At 39.2% G+C, this 13,329-nt stretch carries 10 protein-coding genes; 6 read left to right on the forward strand and 4 right to left on the reverse strand.

What is annotated here, in order from left to right:
- The gene (locus ACE2AL_RS10590; RefSeq protein WP_375083482.1) at positions 1-3,735 is read right to left on the reverse strand and encodes a DUF4132 domain-containing protein; all 3,735 of its coding nucleotides are present in this window, start codon (positions 3,733-3,735) and stop codon (positions 1-3) included.
- A gap of 389 nt (positions 3,736-4,124) precedes the next feature.
- Here ACE2AL_RS10590 and ACE2AL_RS10595 point away from each other — a divergent pair, with 389 nt between their 5' ends.
- From ACE2AL_RS10595 to ACE2AL_RS10605, 3 genes are all read left to right on the forward strand, one after another.
- Positions 4,125-4,514, forward strand: a complete 390-nt coding sequence (locus ACE2AL_RS10595; RefSeq protein WP_375083483.1) for a RidA family protein — start codon at positions 4,125-4,127, stop codon at positions 4,512-4,514.
- A gap of 26 nt (positions 4,515-4,540) precedes the next feature.
- Positions 4,541-5,509 carry a threo-3-hydroxy-L-aspartate ammonia-lyase gene (locus ACE2AL_RS10600; RefSeq protein WP_206086007.1) on the forward strand — a complete coding sequence of 323 codons (969 nt, stop codon included), beginning with the start codon at positions 4,541-4,543 and terminating at the stop codon, positions 5,507-5,509.
- A gap of 78 nt (positions 5,510-5,587) precedes the next feature.
- Complete coding sequence (locus ACE2AL_RS10605; RefSeq protein WP_206086006.1) at positions 5,588-6,211, forward strand: transcriptional regulator; 624 nt, start codon at positions 5,588-5,590, stop codon at positions 6,209-6,211.
- A gap of 20 nt (positions 6,212-6,231) precedes the next feature.
- Here ACE2AL_RS10605 and ACE2AL_RS10610 read toward each other — a convergent pair whose 3' ends face one another.
- Together ACE2AL_RS10610 and ACE2AL_RS10615 are read right to left on the reverse strand one after the other, a co-directional pair.
- Positions 6,232-6,768 carry a metallophosphoesterase family protein gene (locus tag ACE2AL_RS10610; RefSeq protein ID WP_371007175.1) on the reverse strand — a complete coding sequence of 179 codons (537 nt, stop codon included), beginning with the start codon at positions 6,766-6,768 and terminating at the stop codon, positions 6,232-6,234.
- A gap of 111 nt (positions 6,769-6,879) precedes the next feature.
- The gene (locus tag ACE2AL_RS10615; RefSeq protein ID WP_272538426.1) at positions 6,880-7,170 is read right to left on the reverse strand and encodes a LysR substrate-binding domain-containing protein; all 291 of its coding nucleotides are present in this window, start codon (positions 7,168-7,170) and stop codon (positions 6,880-6,882) included.
- Between the two features lie 604 nt (positions 7,171-7,774).
- Here ACE2AL_RS10615 and ACE2AL_RS10620 point away from each other — a divergent pair.
- Positions 7,775-8,662 (forward strand): alpha/beta fold hydrolase, encoded by an 888-nt coding sequence (locus tag ACE2AL_RS10620; protein ID WP_206086003.1) that lies wholly within the window; start codon positions 7,775-7,777, stop codon positions 8,660-8,662.
- 31 nt (positions 8,663-8,693) lie between these two features.
- Here ACE2AL_RS10620 and ACE2AL_RS10625 read toward each other — a convergent pair whose 3' ends face one another.
- Positions 8,694-9,566: a 4Fe-4S binding protein gene (locus ACE2AL_RS10625; protein WP_306803690.1), complete on the reverse strand. Its 873-nt coding sequence runs from the start codon at positions 9,564-9,566 to the stop codon at positions 8,694-8,696.
- 1,070 nt (positions 9,567-10,636) lie between these two features.
- Here ACE2AL_RS10625 and ACE2AL_RS10630 point away from each other — a divergent pair.
- Positions 10,637-11,794, forward strand: coding sequence for an iron-containing alcohol dehydrogenase (locus ACE2AL_RS10630; RefSeq protein ID WP_206086002.1), 1,158 nt, complete (start codon positions 10,637-10,639; stop codon positions 11,792-11,794).
- A gap of 311 nt (positions 11,795-12,105) precedes the next feature.
- Positions 12,106-13,296 (forward strand): efflux MFS transporter YdeE, encoded by a 1,191-nt coding sequence (ydeE, locus tag ACE2AL_RS10635; RefSeq protein WP_272538428.1) that lies wholly within the window; start codon positions 12,106-12,108, stop codon positions 13,294-13,296.
- Positions 13,297-13,329: the final 33 nt, after the last annotated feature.

A 13,329-nucleotide genomic window follows, 5' to 3' on the forward strand; every position in this document is an offset into this window, starting at 1 on the left:
TTACCAAGGTGTTTTCTTTTCCCACTCAGGGTCAAATCCTGCACAGGCGTCAGCCACTTTTAAGTAATCCGCATAGCTTTCAGCTAATAAAATTGGCGGGATATCTTTTAACTCTATGTAACTGCGATTCCATGAGCTTTGTTGCCCACTTTCAAAGCTTAAGGAGTACAAGACCGCAGGAATATTTTCTTCTGGTACATAGCTTCCACTAAACTCAATGTAGACATAGAAACCTAGGCTAGCATAGTGTTTCGAGTAATGCATAAAGCTACCGCCATCCTCCGCTTGGCCACGCTGATACCCCATTTTGGTAAGCACACCACGTAACGTATAGGTATCTGTCAGCCAACCTTTGCGATCTTCGATTTCAGTGAGTGCGAGGTCTAATTCAGGGATTTTATGTTCCATTTGCGAGAACAAAAATTTCACTTTGTAATCTTTAAAATGGACCAACCAACCTTTTCTTTCATCTTCCGAAATCAACGCAGCATGAGCCAGTTTAATTGATGACCCTGCGCTTAACTCGATTTCATCATCCTCAAGGTTAAGCAGACTACCATCATCTGAAGGACGGAATACATTGATAACCTTATCGTTATCTATTTCCATCCAGACAAGCCTTTCAATCAAACCGCGCATAATCGGATGAGCTTGGATATATTCTTGCCAGTCTTGTGTGGTCCACAAACGTTCCGCACACATTGCTTCGTATAAGCGTGCAGTTTGTAGATCAATAACTTGCTTAAGTTCCTTTTTACTGGAACCCAGTAATTTTTTCGATTCTTTAATCAGCTCTTCATTATCCGTTTTACGGGCGGCTGGTAATGCTTTGATCTCTTTGCCTTCAGGGTTAAACAACACCAATTTTTGTTGGGGATCTAGTTTTGCAGTAAAAGTACGCTCGCCATACTCAAGGGCAAGTACCCCTGTTTCATCCATTCCTGCTGTTGGAATAGTCCGGTCGGCAAGTTCATCGGCACTCCAGCCATTACGCTCCGCTATTTGAGCCACTAAACCACGTGCTTTTTCTTGTACAGAAGCGGTACGATAACGGCGTGAAAGTGAGAGTAATAATTGAATAATGAGCGGGTCATTGCTGGTTGCTACCGCATCAATCATGGCTTCAATCTGTGCGCGACGCTGATAATGATCACGCATATAATTACGTAACGCGGTGACTGCAATGTGCCCTTCAATACCACAAATGAGCGCTAGCATGCCTTTATCGGTAATCGCTGACCCTAAGTAACGGCGAAGCACTTCATTCTTAATGTCATTAATACACTGCTCAAGGGTGTAATTTTCATACTGACTGTAATACTCTGGCCAACGTTTTACCCAATCTTGGTAGTTGGTTAAACGCTGTGGTGCATCTCGTTCTGCTTCTGCCATTGCCATTTCTAGCGATGGGCCTGCGGTATCTTGAGCAATAAAGCTATTGAGCATAAAGCTTCCAAGCTTACGCTGGCTATCCACTGATAACAAACTGATATAACGCTGTAATAAACCATTACCTGCTGGCATTTTTAATTTCACAGCTAAAATAACCCACCAGCGAATAATTTCCCCATCGACAGGTTTATTATTTTGCCAAGTCAGTGCAGGTAAAGAGTCTAAATTAAACCAAGACATGCTTGCTGGCGCTTTACCCTTAAGCCCTTTTTGTGCTTCGGCTAATAGGACTTTTGGTGATAAATAACTGGAAATGTCTTCCCCAAATTGTTCCAACGCCGTTAATAGTGCAGCACGCACAATTTCACGTTTTTCTTTTTTCAATAATGCATATAGAGGTTTTAAAGAATCAGGGTGTTTAAGGCGCGCTAGCCACTCAATGGCAGTCACACGAATTTCTTGTTTACCTGAGTCTAAACCTTCTGCTGCATTAACATGAATATTCGGCAATGTTTCGAGTAATTTTTGCGCACTTAAACGATGCGTTTTATTCTCTCCTAACGCGAGTTCCATAATACGTGGAATAAAGCGAGCAGGAATAGTTGGTAACATCGCTAATACTTCTATACCACTTGAAGCATCATATTCTTGGTAGTAGCGTTGTTTTGCTTGCTGCGGAATTAACCCTAATGCTTCAGCGATAAAATCAGGGTATTGCGTAAAGAACGGCCAAACTTGCTGCGGTTGATTAAACAGTTTCAAGCCATCATTGTATGAACGCAAACAGAAATCTGCAATTAGACGGTGAGCCTGTTGATAATGGCAATGAGTTAATACCTGTTCTAATTGACGTAATTCAATTTGGCCAATAATACGTGGTGGAACTTCACGGGTCAGGTAATAATGAGAAAAATGATCCATTCCCGTGCGGTTATGACTAATCAGACGTAATGCATGAAATAACGTAAACTCTGGGAGATTATTAATACGCTCTTTGAATTTCACCACATTGTATTCATGGTTAGTAATCACCTCTTTGCCTGAGTTCAACTTATCAATAATTTTTGCGCAGGTTTTCGCATCCAGTTTTTGGAATTCTTTATAATGACGCTGTGCCCAGTTGTACGTGTGCTTTTGCTTTTTATTCTCTTCAATTTCATTCTCTGCATTTTCTTTGGCTTTTTGCAGCATCTCATTGAAGTTATTGATTAAGATATCTTTTGCACTCTCTGGTAGTGGGGTGTCTTCAAGTTCAACAAGCGCTGGCAGCGCAGTTTCCTCAATTTCACTGGCGCTATCCATCACCGAAAAACGTGAAATGGCACTTTCAATACTTTTCAATACCGTTTTGTTGGTTTCCGTTTGCAATGCAGCTTCGAGAACTTCTCTATCTTTACCAATTCGGGCAAATAAATCCGCGGCTTGCGTACGCTGCTTTGGTGTTCCTTCTGTTAGCACTTTGGTCAAATATAGTTTGACTGATTCATCAGGTAGAATAGACAGTGTAGGCTCTGCGGCACTGCGTACGGTTTTTAATGAACTGGTTGCAAATGTCACTAAACAATCTGCAAACACCGAATATAGTGCTTTATCTTTTTTCAGGACATTGATTAGCTGCACTTGCCCTGCGGCAGACAAATTACCAATCAATGTCTGCTTAATAAAACCTTGCTGTGCAATTAAATATTCTTTAAAGCCTGGGAGAACAAATAACCGGTTTAAGTTCTCATAGTGGTAATCCGACAAATGTTGTCTATCGAAGATAATATACAACACTGAGTTAGCGGGCTTATCTGTTTCTTTGCTAATCATCTCAGACAACAATTCCACATTCCAATGCTTACGGTGATCTAATTTTTCATCACGAGAATTGTCGAAGGTTTTGGAAAATGCATCGCCGACTAAATAACTTACCCATGACGGTAATTCGGATGTCAGCACTTTAATATTAATATCTTGGCAGGCAGCGGCTAATACTTTGGCAAATCGCGCAACTTGCTCTGCACTCACACCATCGCCGACTTTGGAATACAGTTTATGGCGGGCATTACTCCCTTGACGGATCACTTTATTATATTGGCCCGTATTAAAATTATTACCTCCCCACCACCAATCCACAGTGCCTGGTTTGTCTAATAAAATAACGGCTTTTTCGGTATCCAGTTGGCTTAATTTTACCAAGACTTCTGGCGATGTTCCTTCCAGTACATATTCAACCACCATTTTGGGCAAAGAATCATCCAAGACGGATAACGGTAAAACCGCTTCTTGAACATATTGTTCAGCCACTTTACTGCTTTTTTTCCCAAAAATAGAAAGTATATCAAACGTAAACTTCGCCATGTCGTATCCCTAAAAGTTTTTATATAACAACTTCTTACCATTTTATTTCTCTCGTCACAATTTGATTATTCTTAATCACTTTTATTTAAGATAACTCCCTTTCATTGTGAACGATTTTTAATTTTACTCATTCTAATCTTTGCAATTTCTTTCACTAAAAAATTCGCTTTTATTGAATAAATGAGTGGCGAATTACCAAGCAAGAATATTCATGATCAACACCACAGCTAACAATCCGCAAAAACCTTAACTGCAAACTGTTCTGCATTTTTTCTCATATTAGCATCAAGCATTGATGTTTTTTTCTTCAAAAACAGATTGACTGTACATATAATACAATATTAGACTAAAAATCTAATATGTGCTTTTTTGTCAAGTTCGAGGTTGCTATGAGCCAGTCAATTCAATATATCAATGCCCCTACTCTGCTCCCGCCACGAGGCCACTATTCCCATTGTGTGGGCGCTAATGGGTTTATATTTATTTCGGGTCAATTACCCGTCGATGTTTCAGGGCAAGCAATCACTGATACCCCCTTTAACGTTCAGGCTAAATTAGTATTAAAAAATCTTGACGCTTGCTTGTCAGCCGCCAATATAACAAAAGCAAATTTAGTCCAAGTGCGTGTTTATATAGCTGATATGAATGATTGGCAGGAATTTAATCAAATTTATGCAGCGTGGATAGGTGACTTTCGCCCTGCTCGCGCTGTTGCAGGTGTTTCTGAACTTCACTTTAACGCGGCGCTCGAAATTGAAGCAACTGCGGTTTTAGGCTAATTCAAAAAATTTCAACGAGGCATAAAATGACGGGTTTAACTTTACCAACTTATCGAGATGTTGAAGCAGCAGCTAAGCGCATCGCGGGGTTTGCACACAAAACCCCTGTACTCACCTCAACAACCGCCAATAAAGAATTTGGTGGTGAGCTATTTTTTAAATGCGAAAATTTCCAACGGATGGGGGCATTTAAATTTCGTGGCGCATTCAATGCACTTGCCCAATTTACACCAGAGCAGAAAAAAGCGGGGGTAATTGCCTTTTCATCCGGTAACCACGCACAAGGTATCGCCCTTGCAGCCCAATTACTGAATATACCAGCAACAATTCTCATGCCAAACGACGCACCTGCTGTTAAAGTTGCGGCAACCCAAGGTTATGGCGCCAATGTTGTGCATTTCGATAGGTACACGCAAGACCGCGAAGCATTATGCAAGCAACTCGCAGAACAACAGGGTTTAACCATCATTCCACCTTATGACCACCCCCATATTATTGCAGGACAAGGCACATCCGCTATGGAACTGTTCCAAGAGGTGGGTGAATTGGAAGCCTTATTTGTTTGCTTAGGTGGTGGCGGCTTGCTATCTGGCTGTGCACTTGCTGCTCGCCAATTGTCCCCTAACTGTCAAGTTTATGGTGTCGAGCCGTTAGCGGGTAACGATGCACAGCAATCTTTCCGCCAAGGTAAAATTGTCCATATCGATACACCAAAAACCATCGCTGATGGCGCGCAGACCCAACATTTGGGGCAGTATACATTTGAAATTATTAAAAATAATGTCGATGATATTTTTACTGTTACCGATGAGCAACTTATTGACAGAATGAAATTTTATGCAGAGCGCCTGAAAGTGGTTGTTGAACCAACGGGTTGTCTATCCTATGCTGCTGCATTAGCGCAGAAAGACCAATTCCAAGGTAAACGAGTCGGTATTATTGTCAGTGGTGGTAATGTCGATATCAATCGCTTTGCTGAATTAGTTTCACAGTAACTCTCCACCCTTTATCTATTAGCGAGATAAAAAATGGGTTAAAATTAATAAATTAACGCTTTTAGATAAGGGGGTTTTATGTCTAGCACCAAGGAAAATACATTATTGGCGCAAATCGAAACAATCGCCAAAGGGCTGAGCGAAACTTTTGCACCATTTTGTGAGGTTGTCGTTCATGACCTAAAAAACCCCGAACATTCAATTTTATCGATTCATAATAATTTGTCTGGTCGTCAAGTAGGCGAGCCTACCACAGAACTCGGCTTAGCACGCATTGAATCTGCTGATTTTCCTAATATTGTCGCCAATTATACCAATCAATTTTCCGATGGACGCCCCGTTAAAAGCACATCTATTGGTATCAAAAATGAGAATGGTGAATATGTTGCTGCTTTGTGCCTAAATTTAGATATGACGTTATTTCGGGGGATGCAAAGTGTATTGTCGCAATTTATTGAAGTTGGAAATAGCCCAATCAAAGAACATATTGAGCCCAATGGATCAGAAGCTATTCGTCATCGAATCGATCAATATGCCGCGACACTTGCCGCAACACCGCGGACATTAAAAGCGGAAGAACGAAAAAACCTCATAGAAATTTTACGTAGCGAAGGCTTGCTTGACGTCAAAAAATCCATGGAAACAGTTGCACAGCATCTTGGTGTTTCACGTGCTTCTGTTTATTTGTATGCTAAAAAATAGACTTGTTTATTATTAAATAATTAACCATTTGCACGTTTTAGAATAGTTTTAATACTAATAGGGAAAAAATTATTTACATCAACGCCAACATTCATCGCTCGAGGCCCTAAAATATCTAAGCGTTTACGTTGTTCTGGGTCTTTTCCTGAATTATGCACATGTCCATATAAATGGATTGCATCACGAAAAAAACCTTGCCATTCTAAGATAGGATAGTGAAATAAAACAAATTTTTGTTTTTGATAATCCAACTCGTAATAACTCTTCACCCATTCAAAGAGTGATGAATCAAACTCTGGATCATCTAAAAACTTGTCATGGTTACCACGAATAAGGTATTTTTTGCCCGATAACCTGCGCAAAATTTTATTCGCATCCGTCCCATTACCTTTGTATAAAAAATCCCCCAAGATGTAGATTTCATCATGGTCTGTTACATAAGCATTCCAGTTATGAATCAACGTATCATTCATGTGGCTAGTGCTTTTGAAAGGACGATCACACAGGTTGATAATATTAGAGTGGCAAAAATGGGTATCTGAAATAAAATAAATCATATAAAACCTAAAAATCTATAGTTAAAAATTATCTTTAAGCAACGAATTGCTTGGTAGCTATCATATCCCAATGATTTTTAATTGCTTTACAGAATAGGCTGAAAAATCACCTTATCGTTTATCCTTTTCCTCCCAAATTGCACGTCCTTGCCAATACTCGTCAAAAAACTGTAAAAACTGACGCACTTTCGGTGGCAAATAGCGTTTTGTTGGATATAACGCACAAATCGGTGCCTCTGGCTTCGAAAACTCGGTTAAAATAGGACGTAAATTTCCTTGCGCAATTTGCTCACCCACCAAGAAAGCACCCAATTGGCAAATGCCATGCCCCTGTAATGCCGCATTTAAAATCGCTTCCGTATCATTCAACACAAGCCGCCCTTTCGGCATATAACTTTGCACCGCTGAACCCAATTTAAATTTAGACAACCATCAAATCAGTTTTGCTTTGCTTCTTTATGGTATTACAGGAATTTTAGGCAATTTTATCTTCGGGATGGCCTCTAGCCGAAATATAAAGCTATCTATTTTTGGGATAATTAGTTTAATAATTATCAGCCTAATTTTATTTGTATATTTGCCATTAAACGTTTTTTGGGGCTATTTTATCATCGCACTTTGGAGAGTGGCATACGGTGGAGTCTCTGTATCCTTAATGAATTGGATGATCGGATATAGCATTTCGCGAATTGAGATTACGAGCGCCTTGTATATCGCATTCTTCAATGGAGGAATTGCTTTTGGGTCAGCATTAGGTAGCCTTATTGTTTCCACCTACTCATTAAATACAAACATACTTACTGCATTGTTTTTACTTCTTTTTTCACTTATCGTGCTAATATTTAGCCGATTTATATCTGTTAGATAATAAACTGTGTTATTTTCTGCAAAATTACAGCAATGCTGCTACATTCGCTTTCTTAGCAACCTTTATCCATTTTTGGGGCTCGTATTTGCTACACTATGGCGGCATAAATAGCACAACATTCAATTCAGCGGAAAAAAAATGACAACCAAGCAACCTATTTCACTTTTTCATGATGCATTTGGCGCTCCTGAGAACCCTGCCGTTGTACTCGTGCCAGGTCTAGGCGGCCACAACATTAGTTGGACAACAGATTTTTGCCAACAAATCGCTAGCGCAGGTTTTTATATTATCCGAATTGATAACCGTGATGCGGGTTTATCTCCTCATATGGATAATTTCCCTCCAATCAACCTAGGGGAATTGATTCAAAAAATGCAAACAGGACAACCATTCGATATCGCATATACGTTATTCGATATGGTGGACGATATTGTGCATTTATTAGATAGCTTATCAATTGATAAAACGCATATAATTGGTCGTTCAATGGGCGGAATGATCGCTCAATTATTTGCGGCGAAATACCCTGAACGCACAATCACTTTGTCCCCGATTATGTCTTCAACAGGGAACCCCAACTTACCGCAAAGTGCCCCTGATGTGATGCAAATGTTGATGAGCTCAGGCGCAAACCCCAAAGAAGATTTTGAGGCTTATCTGGCTGGGCAACTTGCCTTTTATCGCCGTATTAGCTCAAGTTGTTGCCCATTTGATGAGGAATATTACCGCGATTATGTGCAACAAGCCCTTGCTCGAAACTATTCACCTGAAGGTACTAAACGCCAAATTGTTGCTGTCGCGGTGACTGGTGATATGCGTCCACATCTGAGCCACATTAATGTTCCTACGTTAGTTATTCACGGATCAATTGACCCGTTATTCCCCGTTGAAGCGGGTCAAGATATCGCAGATAACATTTCGAACGCAAAAATCGCCATTATTGAAGGTATGGGTCATGAGACACCCCCAGCCATTAACCCACAGATTGCAAAACTAGTAGTTGAGCATTTAGGTTCAGCAAATTAACTAAAAAAGGTGCTCTTTGATAGCACCTTTTCTATAACCACCCCTGCTTTTTATGCTGCGAGCATATTGGGCAAGTTTGCACATCCTCTTCCCACGAAAAAAAGGGTAAATGGCAAGTATGACATTTGGCATCATAGTAATGAAATACGGTAGGCTCGCTATGCTTAGCTGTGTGCTCATAAACTTGAATCGATTTTGGAAAACATACCACTTGGCAACTCATACAGCCTGTGCAACGCTTTTCATCTAAAATGAATTGGTTATCGCCAATTTGTATCGCGTTTTCATCACATACTTTCGCGCACGCCCCACATAAAATACAGCTTTCGTTTTCAAGTTCTATCTTGAACCAGCTATCTTCTGGATAAAATTGTTTCCGTGCATTAAGCCCTGTTTTCACCTGCCCTTTACTCAGGGGTTTCTGGTCTAACTTTTGACGAAAGAGCATCATCCGGCGCCCACTATCTACTGCAAGAGGTTGCTCAATACGTAGCTGCCAAATAGGCTCTTGTAATGTTTTTAACTTAAGATTGAGAGCCGCTATCGTTGGTAACCATTTATCAACCAAGGGTTCCGCTATTTGAATACCCCGAATTTGAAATTGTTTATGCCAAACAATCAGTTCTTCCGTCATTGCGACAGGCTCATCATAGTTAACTACTAAATAATCCTGTTGATATGTACGTTCGTGAGGCGAAATATTTTCAATAGCATCAACAGGACAGGAGAAAAGACAGTTACCACACTGGAAACAAAGATCATTATCAATTTTCGCATCCATGTGACTAAACGAGATAGCATTCACTGGACAGCTGGTAGAACAGTTATCACAAATGCTATTTTTGAGGCGTTTTCTCACGCAATTGCTATTAATTATGGGTTCAGGAGGAAGCTCTAGATTCATAAAACGTTTTATCACTTGGCCCCCCTTACATGGCAAAAAATTATCTTAAAAAATGCATACATTAAATTCATAGGAAAATGTTAGCATTAAACAGACAGTAAGTTTACTGCAACTTACTGTCTCCAAAGATGATTCAAGCCAAAAAACTTGCTTAAATACCCAAAATACTAATTAATTTAAAATATTATGGTCTAAATCAGATGATTTTTGACTAGTTTTACGGGTTCCCACGTCGCTAAAGTATTATTTAAATCACCACTCGTGGTACTGAGTGTCTCATCTTGCATACGGATAGAAGCGAGTGTGCTCACTAAATACTCTAATTTTTGCAATACGTTATCTGACCAACTATCATTGTCCCATTGTTGATGAACAATTTTGGGCGCTTGTGTATTCAGGCATTGAAATATTTTTATTGTTCGCCCTTTTTCTGACTCGTAGTGATAACGTGTTGTGTTGCTGATATGATCTGGTGCTTCTCTGATAACGTATGCTTAAAATTCACGAGATAAATCGTATTTTCCCCACCCAAACTATAAATCGAATTCCAACCTAGTAAGTCACCGTTGATAATAAATACATTCTCTCTCTTTTCATCCACTAATAATCCATTAGCGCCATTGCTTATCAATACGTCATCACCACCTAATAAGTTTATTTAACTTTGCTTGGCGTACAAAACATTATATTCATATTGAGAACCATTATTTTCTTATATCCTACCTATAGTTATTGATTTTAATTGATTAACCTCGTCCATTAGGTTAACCCATGATTCTATATTTAACGTTTCCTCTAATTGCTCCCCTACTAATACTTTCATCTTAATTCCTTTTATTTAGTTGTGGAATCTTAAAGATAGCAAACAATAATTTATTAATGTGTCTTTTCTTTACTTTCAGGAGTAAATATTATAACAATGTAATTACTTAAATAAAAAATAATATACCAAAGCCATCAAATTGATAAACTCTAATATTATTAGAAGTTATACTATTTCTTGTTAATCTATCAAGTACGGTAACTTTTTTTGCCGTTTAACCAAGAAATTTTTCTATTAAGGCTTATATATGAATAACTTTGAGTTTTATAACCCGACACGCATCGTTTTTGGGGATGGAAAGATAAGTGAATTAGGCAGATTGATCCCTGAAAGTGCAAAAGTTCTCATTTTATTTGGCGGTGAAAGCGCACGTAAAACGGGCACATTAGATGAGGTTGAACGCGCTTTAGGTTCAAGACATTTTTCACTTTTTGGTGGGATAGAAGCTAATCCGCGCTATGAAACTCTCATCAAAGCGGTTGATAAAATAGAAAAGGAAGGCTTTGATTTTTTACTCGCTGTTGGCGGCGGCTCAGTGATTGATGGCGTAAAATTTGTTGCTGCGGCAGTTAACTATCCTGGTGACAAATGGGAAGTTGTTACAAAGGGCGGTACAACAATTCAAACTGCATTACCCTTTGGGACTGTATTAACCCTCCCCGCAACTGGCTCAGAAATGAATAAAGGCTCCGTAATTACACGTGAAGAATTACAGTCTAAGTTAGCCTTTATGAGTGATAAGGTTTTTCCACAGTTTTCAATTCTTGACCCAGTGAAAACCTACACACTCCCACCTCGCCAAATTAGTAATGGTGTAGTTGATGCATTCGTTCATGTTATTGAACAGTATTTAACCTATCCTGTGAATGCCTATGTTCAAGATTCTTTCGCAGAAGGTTTATTGAGAACGCTCATAGACATTGGCCCTAAAGCGCTCGAAACCCCAAGAGATTATGACATCCGTGCAAATTTAATGTGGACAGCGACGTTAGCACTCAATGGCTTAATTGGTGTCGGTGTTCCACAAGATTGGTCTACTCACATGTTAGGCCATGAAATTACTGTGCTTTATGGTTTAGATCACGCACAAACACTCGCAATCGTGCTGCCATCAATGTTGCTTGAGAAATTGCCACAAAAACAAACAAAATTGGCACAATACGCTGAACGAGTGTGGGGGATCACAAACGGGAACGACCAAGAGAAAGCATTAAAATCGATTGAGTTAACCCGTCAGTTTTTCGAAGCCATGAATGTAGGCACACATTTTAGTGATTATCAGCTTTCATCCGATGTTATTGAGCCCCTAGTAAAAAGTTTAGAAGCACATAATATGGTTGAATTAGGCGAGCACCAAGACATCACCCTTGATGTAAGTCGTCGTGTCTATACTGCGGCACTGTAAGTTTAATGCCCGTTGATTAAATAGAGAGGTGTAGTTATACATCTTTCTATTTAAAAACAAGAAGAGCCTACCTAAATTATTCCCCCGACTTTAGTGCGATTTATTCTCAGCATATAACGTTTAATACGGTTTAACTGATTTCATATTACAATATATTTAATCGATAATGGCAGATTGATCTCCTCAAAATATTGTTTTCTATTTAGCGCATTATTGTCCGTTTCTCATCGCACTGATTTTATGTATTTTATTACAATATCTTTTAGTTGAAACAAACAGTTAACAATAATAAAAATCCTAGGTCGTGTGTTATGTCAGCGAAATTCAGTATATCTAACAGTGCGTTACTTGCATCGTCTTTACTTCTGACCATTGGCCGTGGGGCAACACTACCATTTATGGCCATTTACCTAACCCGAGAGTATCAAATGGCAATTGATACTGTTGGGGTAGCTATGTCATTGGCGATGGTTGTTGGTGTGCTATTTAGCATGGCTTTTGGTATGCTCGCCGATAGGGTTGACAAAAAACGGTGTATGCTACTTGCTGTAGTTGCATTTATTGGCGGATTCATTGCTATTCCCCTCTCCAATAATGCCATTTTAGTGATCATATTTTTCTCCTTGATCAATTGTTCTTATTCTGTTTTTTCTACTGTTCTTAAAGCTTATTTTGCAGATACTCTGACCTTATCGTTAAAAGCTAAAGTCTTTTCCTTAAATTATACTTTTATCAATATCGGATGGACGATCGGTCCGCCTATTGGAACTTGGCTGTTAATGTACAGTATCAATTTGCCATTTTATTTGGCCGCTATCTCGGCAGCCTTTCCGATATTTTTCATTCAGCGATTTGTTCAAAGTATAAAACCTGCACAGCATCAGGATGGCAGTAAACGACCATGGAACCCAGCTGTAATGCTACATGACCGTGTACTTGCTTGGTTTATTTTATCAACATTCTTAGGGTCATTAGTTTTTGGGACGTTTACCACTTGGATTTCTCAATATGTTATTACGGTAGCAAATAGCGATTTTGCACAAGTCGTTATCGGCGTCATACTCCCTGTGAATGCGGTCGTTGTGGTAACGTTGCAATACACTGTCGGAAAACGGATCACCCCAGACAATTTGAAAAAGTTAATGACGTTAGGAAGTTTATTTTTCTTACTGGGTTTAGCCACTTTCATGTTTGCAGCAGAAAATCTCTATATTTGGGCTATTGGTGCTTTTCTTTTCACTTTAGGAGAACTGATTTATGCTCCAGGTGAATACATGTTGATTGATAGCATTGCCCCTGAAGGTATGAAAGCAAGTTATTTTTCAGCTCAATCGTTAGGTTTATTAGGTGGTGCTTTTAACCCAATGATGACTGGCGTAATTTTAACTGAATTACCCGCTTATTTTATCTTTATTATCTTGATGATAATTACTTTTTTAGCTTGGCTATCCATGTTAAATGGAATGAGATTGCGGCAAAACCAGTTGGATCATGTAGCCTAATCAGTATCCTTGCTGCTTATCAGCAAGGATACT

The organism is Providencia xihuensis, from assembly GCF_041953405.1.
Classification (GTDB): Bacteria; Pseudomonadota; Gammaproteobacteria; order Enterobacterales; family Enterobacteriaceae; genus Providencia; species Providencia vermicola.